The organism is Pseudomonas sp. BGI-2 (genome assembly GCF_004310295.1).
Lineage (GTDB): Bacteria > Pseudomonadota > Gammaproteobacteria > Pseudomonadales > Pseudomonadaceae > Aquipseudomonas.
Window position 1 is genome coordinate 150,283 of the sequence record NZ_SISB01000001.1, and the last position, 17,142, is coordinate 167,424.

Annotated in this window: 17 protein-coding genes and 2 pseudogenes; 14 read left to right on the plus strand and 5 right to left on the minus strand. The window is 57.8% G+C overall.

Annotated elements, in window-relative coordinates; translation table 11 throughout:
• Positions 1–12: 12 nt before the first annotated feature.
• The gene (locus tag EYC95_RS00630; RefSeq protein WP_131058623.1) at positions 13–1,050 is read right to left on the minus strand and encodes a dienelactone hydrolase; all 1,038 of its coding nucleotides are present in this window, start codon (positions 1,048–1,050) and stop codon (positions 13–15) included.
• Between the two features lie 174 nt (positions 1,051–1,224).
• Positions 1,225–1,836: an FMN-dependent NADH-azoreductase gene (locus tag EYC95_RS00635; protein WP_077747806.1), complete on the minus strand. Its 612-nt coding sequence runs from the start codon at positions 1,834–1,836 to the stop codon at positions 1,225–1,227.
• 129 nt (positions 1,837–1,965) lie between these two features.
• Between EYC95_RS00635 and EYC95_RS00640 the strand changes: the two are divergent.
• A pseudogene (locus EYC95_RS00640) lies at positions 1,966–2,863 on the plus strand (LysR substrate-binding domain-containing protein).
• Positions 2,860–3,219: an MmcQ/YjbR family DNA-binding protein gene (locus EYC95_RS00645; RefSeq protein WP_131058624.1), complete on the plus strand. Its 360-nt coding sequence runs from the start codon at positions 2,860–2,862 to the stop codon at positions 3,217–3,219. Before EYC95_RS00640 ends, EYC95_RS00645 begins: the two are co-directional and overlap by 4 nt.
• Before the next feature lie 11 nt (positions 3,220–3,230).
• Here EYC95_RS00645 and EYC95_RS00650 read toward each other — a convergent pair whose 3' ends face one another.
• Both EYC95_RS00650 and EYC95_RS00655 read right to left on the minus strand, forming a co-directional pair.
• A complete protein-coding gene (locus EYC95_RS00650) occupies positions 3,231–3,650 on the minus strand; it encodes a DUF1294 domain-containing protein (protein WP_131058625.1) in 420 nt (139 codons plus the stop codon).
• Positions 3,647–4,477 (minus strand): undecaprenyl-diphosphate phosphatase, encoded by an 831-nt coding sequence (locus tag EYC95_RS00655; RefSeq protein ID WP_131058626.1) that lies wholly within the window; start codon positions 4,475–4,477, stop codon positions 3,647–3,649. The genes EYC95_RS00650 and EYC95_RS00655 overlap by 4 nt, the downstream gene beginning before the upstream one ends.
• A 379-nt stretch (positions 4,478–4,856) precedes the next feature.
• Between EYC95_RS00655 and EYC95_RS30930 the strand changes: the two are divergent.
• From EYC95_RS30930 to EYC95_RS00700, 10 genes and pseudogenes are all read left to right on the plus strand, one after another.
• Positions 4,857–5,543, plus strand: a pseudogene (locus EYC95_RS30930) (cache domain-containing protein); the annotation flags it as partial.
• Positions 5,544–5,666: 123 nt separating this feature from the next.
• A complete protein-coding gene (locus EYC95_RS30935) occupies positions 5,667–6,401 on the plus strand; it encodes a methyl-accepting chemotaxis protein (RefSeq protein WP_371928399.1) in 735 nt (244 codons plus the stop codon).
• Between the two features lie 236 nt (positions 6,402–6,637).
• Positions 6,638–7,201, plus strand: a complete 564-nt coding sequence (gene pnuC / locus EYC95_RS00665; RefSeq protein ID WP_131058628.1) for a nicotinamide riboside transporter PnuC — start codon at positions 6,638–6,640, stop codon at positions 7,199–7,201.
• Positions 7,198–7,722 (plus strand): AAA family ATPase, encoded by a 525-nt coding sequence (locus EYC95_RS00670; protein ID WP_131058629.1) that lies wholly within the window; start codon positions 7,198–7,200, stop codon positions 7,720–7,722. The genes pnuC and EYC95_RS00670 overlap by 4 nt, the downstream gene beginning before the upstream one ends.
• A 331-nt stretch (positions 7,723–8,053) precedes the next feature.
• On the plus strand, positions 8,054–8,491 hold the full coding sequence (locus EYC95_RS00675) for a hypothetical protein (RefSeq protein WP_131058630.1): 438 nt from the start codon (positions 8,054–8,056) through the stop codon (positions 8,489–8,491).
• Between the two features lies 1 nt (position 8,492).
• Positions 8,493–9,065 carry an adhesin gene (locus tag EYC95_RS00680; RefSeq protein WP_131058631.1) on the plus strand — a complete coding sequence of 191 codons (573 nt, stop codon included), beginning with the start codon at positions 8,493–8,495 and terminating at the stop codon, positions 9,063–9,065.
• Positions 9,066–9,117: 52 nt separating this feature from the next.
• Positions 9,118–10,539, plus strand: a complete 1,422-nt coding sequence (locus tag EYC95_RS00685; protein WP_131058632.1) for a heme utilization protein — start codon at positions 9,118–9,120, stop codon at positions 10,537–10,539.
• Positions 10,540–10,600: 61 nt separating this feature from the next.
• Complete coding sequence (locus EYC95_RS00690; protein WP_131058633.1) at positions 10,601–11,281, plus strand: C39 family peptidase; 681 nt, start codon at positions 10,601–10,603, stop codon at positions 11,279–11,281.
• Positions 11,282–11,314: 33 nt separating this feature from the next.
• The gene (locus EYC95_RS00695; RefSeq protein ID WP_131058634.1) at positions 11,315–12,085 is read left to right on the plus strand and encodes a hypothetical protein; all 771 of its coding nucleotides are present in this window, start codon (positions 11,315–11,317) and stop codon (positions 12,083–12,085) included.
• A gap of 42 nt (positions 12,086–12,127) precedes the next feature.
• Entirely contained in the window at positions 12,128–13,408 is a 1,281-nt protein-coding gene (locus EYC95_RS00700; protein ID WP_131058635.1) for a hypothetical protein, read from the plus strand.
• 168 nt (positions 13,409–13,576) lie between these two features.
• On the opposite strand, the gene EYC95_RS00705 is transcribed toward EYC95_RS00700, so the two are convergent.
• A complete protein-coding gene (locus EYC95_RS00705) occupies positions 13,577–14,902 on the minus strand; it encodes a sigma-54 dependent transcriptional regulator (protein ID WP_131058636.1) in 1,326 nt (441 codons plus the stop codon).
• A gap of 343 nt (positions 14,903–15,245) precedes the next feature.
• On the opposite strand from EYC95_RS00705, the gene EYC95_RS00710 reads away from it, so the two are divergent.
• Positions 15,246–15,512: a hypothetical protein gene (locus EYC95_RS00710; RefSeq protein WP_131058637.1), complete on the plus strand. Its 267-nt coding sequence runs from the start codon at positions 15,246–15,248 to the stop codon at positions 15,510–15,512.
• Between the two features lie 274 nt (positions 15,513–15,786).
• Entirely contained in the window at positions 15,787–17,100 is a 1,314-nt protein-coding gene (locus EYC95_RS00715; RefSeq protein WP_131058638.1) for a hypothetical protein, read from the plus strand.
• Positions 17,101–17,142 lie beyond the last annotated feature (42 nt).

Below are 17,142 nucleotides of genomic sequence, written 5' to 3' on the forward strand. Positions count from 1 at the left end.
GTTCGGGTGGAATCACTGATCAGCGGTTTGCATCCCGGCCCGGGTAGGCTTGCCCAGCGCATGAGAGAAGAACCGCCCGGCCTCGGACACCATGTTGCGATGGATGTCTTCGCGGTCGACGCCGTCAGCGTCGGTGCACAGCGCCGGCATGGCGGCGATCTGCTCTTCATTGCAAGGCGCCATGAACACGAAGTGCCCTGCCCCGGCCAGCAATTTGAAGTCCGGTGCGATCGGCAGTTTGCGCGCCAGGGCGGCGGCGTTTTTGTCGAATGCCACCAGTTTGTCGCCATCCCCGCTGTAGAGCAGCACCGGCACATGCACGTCGGCCAGTGTGTGGCGGCCGAACTTCAGGCTAAGCGGCGCCATCAGCAGCAACGCATGCACACGGGGATCCGCCACGGGTTGCAAGTCATCACGGTCGACGATCAACTCGCCTTTGGTGTTGCAGGCATCGCGGTCGTCCGGGCGTTCCTGGCAGTAGCGGCGCAGACGATCCAGGTCAGGCGTCGCCCCGGACAGGATCAGCGCCGTTTCGCCACCCGCCGAATAACCAATCACGCCGACCTGATCGGCATTGACGAAAGGCGCGAGCATGCGATCACTCAGGGTCGCGGTAATGGCTTCGGAAATCTGGATGGGCCGGCCGTAAAGGTTACTCAAAGTACCGAGGCGGCTGTGGTCTTTGGAGTTGTCACCAGGGTGGATCACCGCCACCACCACAAACCCTTTGCGTGCCAGCGAGGTGGCAAGGTCGTGCAGGGCCAGCGGGGTTCCGGTGTTGCCGTGAGACAGCATCAGCATCGGGAAACGCCCCATGGCAACTCGGGTGTCTTCGCCGGCTTCGACGGTGTAACCCTCGATTTTGCTGGTGTGCTCCCGGTCGCTGGAGGGATAGAACGCGATGGCGCGCATCGGCTGCAAATCCAGAGGGTCGAGAAAACTCATCTCATGGAAGCCGACGCTCCAGTGAGGATGCGGCGCAGGCGCGGCGTGCACTGAATTCAGGCTGCTGAGCAGGCAAATCAGTAACGTTGCACAAAGACGCACCATGGGATGCCCCACCTTGTTACTTGACCGGAGACGGTAACCCTTACGGCATAACTCGGGCCACTATATGAAACAACCAGCAACGATCAGAAACAAAAAACTCCGTATCTGACCCTTGCGTGATCAGAATACAGAGTTTTTTTGGTGCCTGAGCTGTTTGTACTCTTTACCCAAGTCTTACGCAGCGGCGAACAACTGCTCGCTGATTTGCGTGTGAGCGTCGCTCATGGCTTTGGTGCGCACTTCGTCACCGTAGGCCAGGCCATGGGCACGAACAAACTCAATGTCGGTGATTCCGATGAAGCCGAACAGCACTTTCAAGTACTCTTCATGCGCAACGCCAGTCGCCTGACCGGCATGCAGACCGCCGGAAGTCGAGACGATCACGACTTTCTTGCCGCCGCACAGGCCTTCAGGGCCGGCTTCGGTGTAGCGGAAGGTCTGACCGGCAACGGCAATGCGGTCGATCCAGGCCTTGAGTTGGGTCGGGATGGTGAAGTTGTACATCGGCGCTGCGATCACAACGGCGTCGGCAGCGAGGAATTCGGCCAGGGTGGTGGCGCTCAGCTCGGCTTCGTGCTGTTGCGCGGCGTTGCGCAGTTCAGCGGTGGTGCCGGCGGCAACCAGGGTGGTGGCGGAGAAATGGCTGATGGCATCAGCGGCCAGGTCGCGGTATGTCACCACGGCGGTTGGCTCGGCGGCTTGCCAGGCTTTGACGACTTCGCTGCTCAGCAGACGGGAAGCCGAGTTGTCACCAAGAATGCTCGAATCGATATGCAACAGTTTCATAAGGGATCTCCAGGTGAGGATCGCCACCGGGCGATCTGATGGGGAGGATCCTACAGATGAAACCAATAGCTGATTAGCCCGCAACAATGCGATAGTTCGTCCCACTGATAGAACAATCGGATTCCCATCATGCAAGACCTCAACGACCTCTACTATTTCGCCAAGGTGGTCGAAGCCGGCGGCCGGGCGTTTGCTGGGGATTCCCAAGTCCCGGCTGTCACGCCGCATTGCCGAACTGGAAGAACGCCTCGGCGCGCGCCTGCTGCAACGCACCACTCGGCAGCTCAAGCTGACGGCGGTGGGTGAACGTTACCTGCGGCACTGTCAGGCGATGCTGCTGGAAGCCGAGATGGCCGATGAGGCCGTGGCCAGTATGTCCAGCGAGCCCCGGGGACGCTTGCGGGTTTCCTGCCCCGTCGGCCTGGCCCACGAAATGCTGCCGATGGTGATCAGCAGATTTCTTGAAAAATACCCCCAGGTTCAACTGGAAGTCATGCTGATCAATCGCCGTGTTGATCTGGTCACTGAAGGTGTCGATGTCGCGCTGCGGGTCCGTGATTTGGGCGATGAGGATCCGCTGCTGGTGACCCGTCGCTTGCGCCAGGCGCAGATGGCGATGGTCGCCAGCCCGGCCTTCCTGCACGAACGTGAGATCAACCACCCCGAAGACCTGAAAGCCTTGCCGGTGCTCGGCGCGCTGGAAGCCGACCGAATGGTGCACATCCGCATGCTCGATCAACAGGGCAAAAGCTATGACTTGAGCCTGGAAGCACGATTGGGCATCGACGATTTCATTGTGCGCAAGGCCTGCACGCTCGCCGGCCAAGGCTTTACGATGCTGCCGATGATGTATTGCGAAACGGAACTGGAGAATGGCTCGCTGGTGCAGTTGCTGCCCGACTGGTCATTGCCTGGCGGCTGGCTGCAAGCGGTCTACCCTCATCGGCGCGGGGTGATGCCGGCCGTGCGCGCCTGGATCGACCATTTGATCGAATCATTCAATGCCTGTGGGGACCGATTGATATGAAGGCTGGACGCATGGGCGAAGAGGACGTCGCGCAATTCTGTCTCGCGTTGCCCGGCGCGCGGGAAGACTATAAATGGGGAGGCGTTCGGGTGTTTTCGATTGCCGGGAACAAGATGTTCGCCTTGCAGAATCTGCGCGGCGATTCCCTGGCCTTCAAGGTCGACAAGGATCTGTTCCTTGGACATTGCGACCGCCCGGGCATTCACCCGGCGCCATATCTGGCGCGGGCTCAGTGGATCATCATGCAAACGCCCTACCCGCTGGGCAGCGAAGAGTTGCAAGGGTTGTTGCAACGCTCTCACCAACTGGTGGTGAGCAAGCTGCCCAAGCGCACCCAGATCAGTTTGCTGCTTTAAAACTCTTTGTTTTAGAACAATGCAAACAGATGCGCGCCAAGAAACAGCTGATCGATCCAGAACACCTGGTGCATCAGCACAATAAGCCAGAACACTAGCTGGAACGAAAGCTTGCGGGTCTTGTGCCGAAACACTTGCTGGGCCAGCAAGGCGCCGGGCCAGCCGCCCGCCAGTTCGACCGCGTGCAGGACGTTCTCCGGGGTCCGCCAGCTGTCGGCGCGAGCCTTGCGCTTGTCGCTCCAGTACAGAAAGAACGCCAGCACGCTGACGATGCCATAGGCCGCCAGCGGAATCAGCGAAATCCCGCGCAGCCACAACGACACCGAGCCCGTCAGCGGCAGCGCGCACAGGATCGCCAGCACCAGCAGTTTCAGCCGTAGATGCTGGATTTTCTCGCGTCCGGGATTGTTGCGCGCGCTGGAGTCATTCATGGACGTGCTGCAGCCCAATCGACCCAACCGAACTGCCAGGTGGCCAGAATGAGCAGACCGAACGCGATGCGATACCAGGCGAATGCCGCATAGCTGTGAGTGCCGATGAACACCAGCAAGGCTCTGACGGCAATCATCGCGAAGATGAACGCGGTGACGAAGCCGATCGCAAACACCGGAAGATCAGCCGGCACGAACAGGTCGCGGTACTTGTAGCCCGAGTACACCGCTGCACCGACCATGGTCGGCATCGCCAGGAAGAACGAGAACTCGGTGGCCGTCTTGCGCGACAACCCGAACAGCAAACCGCCAATGATGGTCGAGCCGGAACGAGAGGTCCCGGGAATCATCGCCAGGCACTGGGCAAAGCCGACTTTCAGGGCATCTTTCCAAGTGATCTCGTCGACGGTGTGGGCATGCACTTCATGCTGACGCTGTTCCGCCCACAGCATCACGATCCCGCCCACGACCAATGCCGTGGCGACGGTGATCGGGTTGAACAGATATTCGTGGATCAGATCGGCAAAAATCACCCCCAAAACCACCGCAGGCAGGAAAGCGATCAACAGGTTTGCGGTAAAGCGTCGGGCACTCGGTTGCGTCGGCAAGCCGATGACCACGTCGAAGATCTTGCGGCGAAATTCCCATACCACCGCCAGGATCGCCCCGAGCTGGATAATGATGTTGAACGCCATGGCTCGCTCGCCACCGAAGTTGAGCAAGTCCGCCACGATAATTTGGTGACCGGTACTGGAAATGGGCAAAAACTCCGTCAGCCCCTCTACAACTCCAAGAATCAATGCCTGCAAGGCGGTCCAAAGTTCCATCAATCCCCCAAAGGCGATGCGCCAAGGCATGCCCCATTAATTTTTTAAGCGTTCATCGCACCAAGCGTAGCTGAAGTCCCGCGCGCAAAGTATCCAGACGGAGCCGTAAAAACTCCGTGAAAAATCAACTTGGGTTCAGGTTTTTCCGCGCGGGGCCGAAATCCTATCAGACAAGCCTCGATAACGCTGCCGCGTAATGAGACTTGGGTCGCATATGCCCGACCGGCAAAGCGTGGTTGGATGCTGGCAATCGTTTATTACAAGAAAAAGAAATCGGAGTGACAGCGTTATGAACAGCTTGCGCAGTGTGTCGATCAGCCGACGCTTGTGGCTCATCTTGATCGTGTCGGTGGTGATGTTATTGACGTTGGGCGTGTTGATGCTCAAACAGATCCATGACGACCTTTACCAGGCAAAGGCCCAGAAAACCCAGCACGTGGTGCAGACCGCCAGCGGCATTCTGGATTACTACCACGGCCTGGAAACCGCCGGCACACTCACCCGCGATGCCGCACAGAAGCAGGCACTGACGGCCGTGCGCGGTCTGCGTTATGACCAGAACGACTATTTCTGGATCAATGATCTGACGCCGGTGATGGTGATGCACCCGGCCAACCCTAAACTCGATGGCCAGAACCTCTCGGCAATTCGCGACCCGGACGGTTTTGCGCTGTTTAACGAAATGGTTGCCGTCGCCAAGGCCAAGGGTGCCGGCACGGTCAACTACCGCTGGCCTAAACCGGGTGCCAGCGCCCCTGTCGAGAAAACCTCCTACGTCAAATTGTTCGAGCCTTGGGGTTGGGTGATTGGCTCGGGGGTGTACATCGATGACATGCAGGCCGAGTTCTATGGTCAGGTGTGGAAGGCTTCTTTCGTCGGCCTGGTGATTGCGCTGATCATGGCGCTGCTGGTGATCATGATCGCTCGCAGCATCGTGCGTCCGCTCCAGGCTACCGTGACCGCCATGGCCAATATCGCCAGCGGTGAAAGCGACCTGACCCGCAGCCTCGACACCCATGGCCAGGATGAAGTCACTCAGTTGGCCCGTCACTTCAATGCCTTCACCGCCAAACTGCGCGGGGTGATCAGTGAGCTGCAAGTGTCCGCCAGCGCCTTGGGCCAGTCTTCCAGCGAACTGGGCAACGACGCCGCCCAGGCTCAGCAACGCAGTCAGCAACAGTCCCAGCAAATGGAGTTGGTGGCGACCGCGATCAACGAAGTGACTTACGGCGTGCAGGATGTCGCCAAGAATGCCGAGCACGCGGCCAGCGAAATGCGCGATGCCGAATCCCAGGCGCAGCAGGGGCAGATCAACATTGACGGCAGCTTGCAGCAGATCGACAAACTGTCCGGCACCATCGATCAAGCGGTTGAAGTGATTCGCACCCTGGCGGCTGAAAGCAACCAGATTGGCAGCGTGCTGGAGGTTATCCGCTCCATCGCCGAGCAAACCAATTTGCTGGCGCTCAACGCCGCTATTGAAGCCGCCCGGGCCGGCGAGCAAGGTCGAGGGTTTGCGGTGGTGGCCGATGAAGTACGCCTGTTGGCCCAACGCACCCAGAAGTCCACGGCGGAGATCCAGTCGATGATCGAACGCCTGCAAACGCACTCCGAAGCGGCGGTCAAAGTGATCGGCGACAGCAGCAGAGCCTCGCAACTGACCATCGAACAGGCCGGTCTTGCGGGCGCCAGCCTGAATGCAATCGGCCAGGCGTTGCGCAACCTCAACGGGTTGAACGCGTCTATCGCCAGCGCGACCCTGCAGCAAGCCCATGTGGTGGAAGACATCAATCAGAACGTCACCCAGGCCGCGGGGTTGTCCCACAGCACCGCGCTGGCGGCGGAGCAGTCGAGCGTGGCCAGTGTCCGGCTCAAGGACTTGAGCGAGCAGTTGAACGGCCTTCTCAAACAGTTCCGCGTGTAAAACGCCCTCTTGTAGCAGCTGCCGAGCAGCGCGAGGCTGCGTCCGGCGACGAAGTCGTCGTAAACCCTGCGAGCGCTGTTTTCCTGATGCACTGCGGGGCTGATTTCACGACGACTTCGTCGCCGAACGCAGCCTCGCGCAGCTCGGCAGCTGCTACCGGCCGCGCAAGCCGGTTCTACTTGGCGGTGTCTGCCGGTACAATCCGCACCCTCTTTGTCTTCCCCCAAGGAACCTCCATGTCCGGGCTTGAACTGTTTGCCGCCACCCTCGGCGTGATTGCCGTCTGGTTGACGGTCAAACAGAACCCCTGGTGCTGGCCGATCGGCTTGGTCATGGTGTTGCTTTACAGCTGGATCTTTTTTGAAGTGAAGCTGTATTCGGACATGCTCCTGCAAGTGGTCTACGCCGGGCTGCAGCTCTACGGCTGGTGGCAATGGACCCGCGCGGGCGAGGCGAATACCGGCCGACAGGTCAGCCGCCTCGATGGGAAATCGATTGCTTTGGGCCTTCTGGCCGGCGCCATTGGCAGTCTGCTGCTGGGCGCCGCCATGGCGCACTGGACGGATGCCGCCCAGCCATGGCTCGACGCTGCGCTGGCAGGGTTCAGCCTGGTGGCGCAATTATGGATGGCGCAAAAACGCGTGCAATGCTGGCCGCTGTGGATCGCCGTTGATGTGATTTTCGTCGGGCTGTTCATCTATAAGGACATGTACCTGACCGCCGCCCTCTACGCGCTGTTCTTGTTGCTGGCCGTGCAAGGCTGGCGTGAGTGGCGCGCCGACCCGGCATTGCGCGCATGAAAGTTCTGGTGCTAACAGGTCCGGAATCCAGCGGCAAAAGCTGGCTTTCGAACGAGATTCACGCCAACTTTGGCGGCATATTGGTCAATGAGTACGTTCGGCATTTCATCGACAGCGAAGCCCGCGAAACTCGCTACGATGACATCACCTCCATTGCCAATGGCCAGCTGACTTGGGAGGATGAAGCACGCGCCAGACAACCGTCACTGTTGATTCTCGATACACACCTCTTGAGCAACATCCTTTGGAGTCGCACGTTGTTTGGCGATTGCCCGACATGGATCGAGCAAGCATTGCTGTCACGTCACTACGACCTGCATTTGCTGCTGAGCCCTGAAACCGTAGCCTGGCATGACGACGGGCAACGTTGCCAACCGCAACTGGCAGAACGCCAGGCGTTTTTCCAGGCCAGCCGCCAATGGCTTGACCTGCACCGCCAGCCTTGCCAGGTAGTGCAAGGTGATTGGCAAGAGCGAAGGGACGCGGCATTCGAGGCTGTCACGCGCTTGCTCAAGGCCTGACAGGGTTGCCCTACCCGTCACCGATGTTCCATTCCTGAAACACCCTCCCCTGTGCAGAGCCGCAAGCTAAAGCGGCCCGAGCACTCCTGCAATAATATGTTAAGCCACTGATACAACCTGCATTCAGTGCCCTCGACGAGCAATGCCGCCCGCATGGGCTGCGCTTTGGCGTGGGTCTGTCTCAGTGGCGTTACAATTTTTTTTTGACTAACTCGACAATTAAATCCAACCCACTGTTTTTAAACGAAAAACCAAAAGCGGCACACCTTCTGCTCTCTACCTCACAACGCTGATAAGGGCCAGCGTTCCAACTACAGAAGGAATTGCCGCCGTGGGGAAATTTGATCAACGCATCTATAGCCTCCTGCTGATCGGATGCGCACTGGGCTCAAGTGTCTGCCTGCCTGTACAGGCTGAAAACGGCATCATTCTTATCAAACGTGATGTCCAACCGCGCAACGCAACGATTCCACCGTTGATTCCCGATCCTAACCCCACGACCGTCAATGCCAACCCGTCCAAACAAATCCTCAAGCAAACGAACGAGTTGAGCGACGGCGACTTTGCCAACGTCGCCAGTGGTGCAGGCATCAACCGCCTGATCACTCAAAACACCAACAACATGGGCGGCAATGTCAGCAACCAGACCCAGCTTTCCAACCTCCCCGCTGGACGTTCCGGAAACTCGGGCAACGGTATTGCCAACATGGTCAATTCAAACGTCCAGCAGGGCCTGGGTGCTCTGAAAATCATAACGGGAGACCGTTAAGATGAATCGTACGCTGCTCTTTATCGCCATGTTTTGCAGTGCATCGATCTTTGCCCAACCTCCCGTCATCAATAACGCCGACATCGACGGTTCGGGCATGCAGTACCAAGGCAACCTCACGGTCAACCAGGCGGCGGGCGATTATCAGCAACAGGCCAATGCCCGGGCCATCGCCATTGGCACCAACGCCAGTGCAACCACACAGATTCGCCAACGGCTGCGTACGCAAGTCGACCCAAGGATCGATGCCCGATCCAGCATTCAAGGCGACTCATTCAGCCACGGCAATGGCGTACTGGGTGTCAACCAGAGCACGGGCGCGAGCAACCAGCAAGCCAATGCCCTGCGGATAAGCATCAGTACACAGCCGCAAAGTATCGACGACAGCGTCCTCATGCAACAGAACGTGGCGCTGCTCAACAACTCCGATCCGACTGACTCTGCACCAGGCTATCGCCAGGTCACTACCAGTGACCAGGCTTTCACCGGTAGCCGTGGGGTGATTCAGTTGAATCAGAGCGCCGGGGTGGGAAACCGAACGGCCAACACCCTGAGCGTACGGGTCGCGAATTGACCCAAAAAGGTAAGAAACAACACTTAACCTAAAATAAGCACGGAGAATCACCATGAAACCTTCGATGGCAATAAAGCCTCTGGTATTCGCAATTGCTGCGGTCATGGCTGTTGCTGTACAAGCTGGGGAGCGTGACAACCACTACAATGGGGGCCACCACAACGGTGGTCATCACACCCCTCCTCCAACAAAGATCCCTGTTTACGCGACTGCCAATGCTTGGGATAACCAAAGCAGTACCAACAACCACATCCGTAACGAAGGGACTGTCAACGAAGCCGAGATGACCAGCTCTGCCACAGGCACCAGTGGCAACGTTGGTGTCAACGTGGCTGCAGGCAATGGCAACCAACAAGACAACGCGGCCGCCATTGCAAACGCTGCTTCTGACTCCAGTCTCGACAACAGCTTCGTGTTCGGCACTGCCTCCGCTACCGCTAGCGTGCGGCAATACAGCAACAATAACCGGGTCGACAACTACGGCAGCACATCTTCTGCCGTTATGAGTGGATCGGGTAATAGCGGCAGCGGCAACATGGGCATCAACATTGCTGGCGGCGACCTGAACCAGCAGAAAAACACCATGGCAATTGCCAATACCAATGCTCCACTCGGTAACGCAACAGCCACCGCCTCTGCAGATCAAAACGGTCCTGGCCTGGTTGTGAACAACGCCGCCGATCGTACTTATCGCGTGGATACAATCACCGTTACCAATACGGCGAGCGGCAGTTTCTCTAAAGATAAGTCATTTGAGGCGAGCGGCAGTCAAAGCGCTTCTTCGAGCTGGAACGCGGCCGGCGCCAAGAGCTATGACGCCAGCGGTTCCAAAAGCGTTGATATAAGCGGTTCTAGCGCCAGTAATGCGAGCGGTTCCAACAGCAGTAATGCCAGCGGTTCCAACAGCAGTAGTGCTAGCGGTTCTTCGAACGCTTCTTTGAGTGCTTCCTTGAGCGCTACGCTGGACGCTGCTGCGGCGGCTTCCAACTCCACTACCGTCAATAATGGCTGGGGCGACCGCACCCGCAGCAGTTCTTCCGACGCATCGTTAAACGCATCGCTCGACGCAACGCTTGATGTATCGATAGACAAATCGTATGACAGATCGCACGAGTCCTCGTACGACAAATCTCGCGACTCGTCGTATGACAAATCGCGCAATTCCTCGTTCCAAAAATCGTACGATAAATCGTATACGAAGTCGTCTGACTCCTCGTACGAAGAATCGGGCAGTAAATCGTCCGAGTCTGCATACGACAAAGCGAAAAGCTACAGTGAAAGCAGCTCTTATGATTTGAGCAACACCTACTCCTATCAAGTGCTGACTCCAACTGGCTGGGCCAACCCTGTGACCAACACTGCAACCCTGAGTGGTTCGGTGAATGGCGGCAGCGGCAACCTGGGCGTCAACGTGGCTGCTGGTGTGGGCAACCAACAAAGCAACTCGCTGGCCATTTCCAACAACTCGTTCTAATGGCTGTCTTTGGAGGCCCCCTTACGGGGGCCTTTTTCAACACCTCTTGGGGCGTCCCATCATGCGCATTACTGCCTTGGCATTTTTGCTTTGCGTGGCCAGTGTGATCGAGGCTGCACAAATGCCGCTTTCCGTCCTGCCGGGTGGCGCGCTGGTGTACAAGCCGATCCAGAGCGTTCGCGAACGTAAATTTGAGGACCTGGTACAACAGAAAACCGACTTCAGTTGCGGCGCGGCTGCGCTGGCGACCATCTTGCGCCAAGCCTATTGGCTGGACGTGAATGAAGAGCAGATCATCGAAGGCATGCTTGCACACTCCGATCAAGATCTCGTCCGCGTACAGGGCTTCTCCATGCTCGACATGAAGCGTTACGTGGAAAGTATCGGCATGCGGGCCCGTGGCTATCGGGTAGCGCCGGAAACGTTGAGCGACATCAGAATTCCGGTGGTGGTACTCATGGATATTCGTGGCTACAAACACTTTGTGGTCATGCAAAGAATCCATAACGGCTGGGTCTATATCGGAGATCCGGTACTCGGTCATAAACGTTACAAAGTCGATGACTTCGTCAAAGGCTGGAACGGCATCATCTTTGCCGTCATCGGCCAGGGCTACGACAAAACCAATGCATTGCTCGACCCACCCATGCCGCTGACCGCCAAGAACCGCATAAACGCCTTCAGCCCGGTGCAAGACGCAGAGTTGATGGATTTCGGATTCATCCAAAGCGACTTCTTCTAATAACAAAGGAGCACGACGCTCCGGGAGCATCCCATGAAGACTCCAATCTGGCTGGCCGTGCTTTGCCTGGCCGCCAGCCTGCCGACCGAGGCACAGACATTCAAACCCATCGAACTGAAAGACCAGGAATTGGCAACCCTGCGTGGCCGCTATGTCATGCCGGGACGGATTGTCAGCTTCGGCATTGCGATGACCAGCACTTGGCAAAATGCCAACGGTGAAGTGATCGGCGCAACGTCCACGATGCAAATTCAACAATCGACCATCAAGCCACAGTTCTATGTGTCAATGATCGACGAAAAAGGTAATGGCTCAGCGCGCTCGCAAGGCGCGAGCACTGGCACGGGCACCGTCACTGGCGGCAGCGGCCTCAACACCACCGAGGGCGTCACTCAAGTCGTGCGTGCTGCCGGCGACAATAATACTGCCTACAACAACGTTGATATCAACGTCTCAAAGGCTAGCCAGGGGACAGCCACGCAACAACCACAACAAACGCAACAGCAGGGCCAGGCATTGACCGCAGGCTCAACGTTGGTTGGCAACAATGGCGCCGGCTCGCTGAGCATTTCCTCAACCGGGACTGGTGTGCAACTCAACATCGTAGCCAACAACAATCAGGGCAGTACCGTACAACGCCTGGCCCAGGGTGGGCTGATGCAGAATACGACTTTGCTCGGCAGTAGCAATCAGGTCCGCAACCTCACTTCCTTCAATGTCGTGCTGCGTGACAATGTGCCGACAGCCGGATCGGTGAGCGGCAACCTGGACCAGCTTAAAGGTCTTCGCACTATCGGATTCTGATCTACGCTCAGTCTCATCAGAGTCAGAAGGGACTACTAACCCATGCACCGATCTTTAACGTTCAGAGCTTTTGTCTGTTTGAGTAGCCTGGCCCCGACCACTTTGCTATACGCAGCACCGGACCCCCAGGTCGAAATCCTAAAACAAGAACTCATGGAGTTGAAACAGCGTTACGAAGCACAACAGAACGCGCTGATGGTCCTTGAGCAACGCGTTCGCCAAGTCGAAGAAGCACCGGCGACACCCGCTCCCAAACGCCTGACCAAATCCCCCGCCGAACCGGCCAGGGGTGGCCAGGCGGTGGCCGCCGGTGCGCCGGGAACCACAGGCAGTTCCTATGGCCAATCGCTCAAGGATGATTCGGAGCCTGCGCAAAGCGTTTCCAACCTTTATGACGAAGCCAGCGGCTTCTTCGGTGGCGGCAAGTTCAGCGTCGAAACCGGCCTGACCTACACGCATTACGATACCCGTGCATTAACGCTCAACGGCTTTCTGGCACTGGACTCGATTTTTCTCGGCAACATCAACCTCGACCGCATCAAGGCCGACAACTGGACACTGGACCTGACCGCCCGCTACAACGTGGCGCAACGCTGGCAGTTCGACATCAACGTCCCCGTGGTTTATCGCGAATCGACGTATTCCTCCGGTGGCGCCGGAGGCGCAGGTCCGGTGACGTCGGACGCAACCGTTACGCGGGATCCGACCATCGGCGACGTGAACGTTGGCATTGCTTACAAGTTTCTGGACGAGTCGGCAAATCTGCCCGACGCGGTCGTTACACTGCGCGTCAAGGCACCAACCGGTGACGACCCTTACGGCATCAAGCTGATCGAAGACCCGAACAACGACAACCTCGCGGTACCCGAGGACTTGCCTACCGGCAATGGTATCTGGTCGATCACCCCGGGGATTTCGCTGGTCAAGACGTTCGACCCGGCCGTACTGTTCGGCAGCCTGTCCTACACCTACAACGTGCAGGACTCTTTCAGCGACATCAGCCCTCAGGTCGGCTCCAAGGTGAAAGGGGACGTGAAGCTGGGCGATTCCTGGCAGGTCGGCGCAGGCATTGCATTCGCCTTGAACGAGAAGATGAGTATGTCGTTCTCGTTCACCGATCAGTTCGCCCGCAAGAGCAAGATCAGGCCTGACGGTGGCGACTGGCAATCGATCACCAACAGCGATTACAACTCTGCCAACTTCAACATCGGCATGACCCTGGCAGCAACCGATAACTTGACGATCGTGCCCAACCTGGCCATCGGCCTGACCGACGACTCGCCAGACTTTTCCTTCAGTCTGAAATTCCCGTACTACTTCTGATCCGGCACCCACAAAAAACCCGCTTTTTCGGCGGGTTTTTTTGTTGATCCTGTAGGAGCGAGGCTTGCCCGCGAAGAACGATAGCGCGGTGATTCAGTTAAACTGCGTAGCGTTCTTCGCGGGCAAGTCGGATCGCCGTACCGCTCGCTCCTACGGGTCTGCAATCGCTCATCGTATCTGATGCTTGTGCAACAAACGGTAGAAGGTAGGCCTGGAGATCCCCAGCACCTTGGCGGCGATGCTCAAATTATCGCTGTGGCGGTTAAGAACATCGCACAAGGCCTGGCGTTCAGCGCGGGTCTTGTAGTCTTCCAGCGTGCCCATCGGCGCGGCAAAGGGCTGTTGGCTGATCAGCCCCAGGTCTCGCGCTTCGATCTGCCGCCCTTCGGCCAGCACCAACCCGCGACGTACCCGGTTGGCCAGCTCGCGAACGTTGCCCGGCCAGTCGTGCTTGCCCATGGCAATCAAGGCGTCTTCGCTGAAGCTGCGAGGACGGCGGCCGGTTTCATGACTGTAGAAGTGAGAAAAGTGATTGGCCAGCATCGATAAGTCGCCATGACGCTCACGCAGGGGCGCGGTGACAACTTGCAGTACGTTCAGGCGATAGTACAAATCCTCACGAAAGCGTTTCTTCTCGATCGCCGCCTCAAGGTCGACGTGAGTCGCCGCCAATACCCGCACATCCACCGGAATCTGCTGACTGCCGCCGACATGCTCGATGTGTTTTTCCTGCAGGAAGCGCAGCAGATTGGCTTGCAGCTCCAGTGGCAGGTCACCGATCTCATCGAGAAACAGTGTGCCGCCATTTGCCGCTTCGATCCGGCCGACCTTACGTTGGTGGGCGCCGGTAAAGGCGCCTTTCTCGTGGCCAAACAGTTCGGACTGGATCAAGTGTTCGGGAATGGCCCCGCAATTGATCGCTACGAAAGGTTTGCTGTGACGCTGGGATTGTCGATGGAGCGTGCGGGCGACCAGTTCTTTACCGGTACCGCTTTCGCCCCGGATCAGGACCGGAGATTCGGTGGGCGCCAGTTTGCTGAGTAACTTACGCAGTTCACGAATCGGTTTGCTGTCGCCCAGCAGCTCATGCTCAGGCTGATCAATGTGAACGGTGCCCTGCCCACGCAGGCGCGCCATGCCGAACGCTCGTCCCAGCGTGACTTGTACCCGGGAAACGTCAAACGGCAAGGTATGGAAGTCAAAAAACCATTCGCAAACAAAATCACCGACATTTTGCAGGCGCAGGACTTCCTGGTTGAGTACGGCAATCCACTCGGTGCCGCTGCGGCTGATCAACTCTTTGACGGCTTCCGGGCGTTCCAGATGAAAGGGTTGTAATCGCAAGAGGCCAACGTCGCACGTTCGGTCGGCGGCATTCTCCAGGGAACAGCTGTCAACATCCCAGCCCACAGAGCGCAGACCCGGCAACAGACGATGGCAGTCATCACAGGGGTCAACTACTAACAGACGTCGTAACGCAGGCGTTTCGATCATGACTGTTCCTTGACGCCAAACTTTAGGAAATATTATTAAAAAACAGTCGTTTGGCGGATCTGGCTGTAACATTAGCAAGAATTTGACGCACCCTTGTACCGTTTGACTATAGGAACGTCGCGTTATTAGTTATAAGAACAAGTTTGTTAGTTACCTAACGAGTTCAACCTTTCATTCAGCTTTCAAAACCTGCCCCTGCATTGAGTATATGAAAGAAAGTTGAAATTTCTTTTGATTGTGTGTGACCTGACCCCCGGTTGAGGGCATCAGTACAAGTAACCAGCCGAACGGTAAGCCCAACCGACGGCCTGTCACTTGATTGGGCATAAAGAGAGAAGACCCCATGACCGCCCCGCTCCGTATCAACGAAGCTCTTTTGATTGCCGGCCGTGCATTTGAACCTTTCCAATGCGTGGCCTGGGCCCCACAAGACGGCAATGGCGAACTTAGCCTGACCATTATCGATCGCACCAATGCCCACATCGGCCGCACACAGATTCCAAGCAGTGCGTACTCTGATCCTGAGCAACTTGAACACATCCTGGAAGAAGCTCGCGCCGTACTGAGCGAGGATGGTTACACGCTGCAATCTTGGTCCATGCCGCACTAAGGGTTTTGGCGGATTACTCAAGTGTGATCCGCCCCCCTCGCCATTCTTTTAGTGGCTGTTTTCGGTAGTCATTGCCCCCGTCTTCCAACTTGCCTGCCACGAATTACTTGGCAGGCTTGTCAATGGTTCGAAAAGACACTGTTCTGGCACAAAACGACCCTCCATCCGTTAGTTGTGACAGTTGTGCAATCGATCATTCAGGGATTGAATGTTTTGCACACGCAGTTGCCCTCCCGGTACCCGGGTTTCGGTCAGCTCGCAAGGAGATGCGCGCATGCCAGACCAGACTGCTTTTGCCCGACCTGCAGCGCAGTACACGGCCGGTCATCTCGATAAAAGTTTTGCCTCCAACGGCAAAACCCAAGTGTATTTCGCCGGCAGTACGTCGAGCATCGCCAACAGCGTGGCGATCGACTCGAGCGGTCGCGTGCTGGTGGCGGCAAAGGTCGGCACTCGCGACGGCCATTGCTTTGGCCTGGCCCGCTTGCTTGAAGACGGCTCGGCGGACCTGGCATTCGGCACTCGCGGCAGCGTCATCGGGCAATTCCAGCGCGGTTATGAGGCAATGGCGGGCAAAGTCCTTGTCCTGGCCAACGGGAATATTCTGGTCGCCGGCCTGCACTATCAAGACGCTCACCAGACGTTGCCGGCCCTGGCGCTGTTCGACTCTCAAGGTCACCCGGTCAGGGATTTTGGCGACAATGGACGCTGCGTCATACGCCTGCCGGGAAATCTGTCACTGGGCATGCGCGACGCCTGGCTCCCTCCCGGGGTGCCGGGGGCCGAAGCCTGCGACGTTAAGGTTCAGGCTGACGGCCGAATCCTACTACTGGCCAATCACCATTTCGAACTGGCCGATCACGTTGGCCTGCTGATTCGCCTTACCTGCAATGGCGAGTTGGATAGCGCCTTCAATGGCCGCGGCTTTGTCATCGTCAGGCATTTGCTGATGAACTCCTGGCTCAGCAGCCTGATGGTGCAGCGGGACGGTCGGATCATGGTCGGCGGTTCGATCAATTTCCCTGAAGAAGGCTTGCTGGCGCGCTACCTGCCCGACGGCAGCCTGGATGATAGCTTCGCCGTGGATGGATTCATGACCTTCAGCGTTCAGGGGCACAGCGCCCAAGTCAGCCAGATCGTCCAGCAGGACAATGGCGACTTGCAGTGTTTTGGCACCAGCCGCGACCCGATGCATTGCCTGGCGCTGAAACTGCAAAGCAACGGTCGCCCGGACGCTCGTTGCAACGGTGGCCAGCCACATCTGCTGAAAGTCGGTCTCAGCGGCTGTCAGTGGACCGCCGCCCAACTCCAGCCAGACGGCCGCGTGCTGACGGTTGGCGCCACCATTGGCGGAGTCGAAGCCGACTTCCTCCTGGCCCGGTACTTACCTGGCGGGCAGCTGGATCCCGGCTTTGCCGAGGGCACCTGCTGGGTTCGCACCCGTTTGGGCCGCAGCCTGGACACCGCCACCTCGATGGCCGTTCAGGCGGATGGAGGGATTGTCGTAGGCGGTTATTCGCTGGATGGCAACTATCGGGCGGTTGTGGTGCGCTATCTCGGTCAGGACAACCACTTTTCCCACACTTGATCTTCCCTTCGGCTTACGGCAAGTTGCGCGCTTCTTAATACA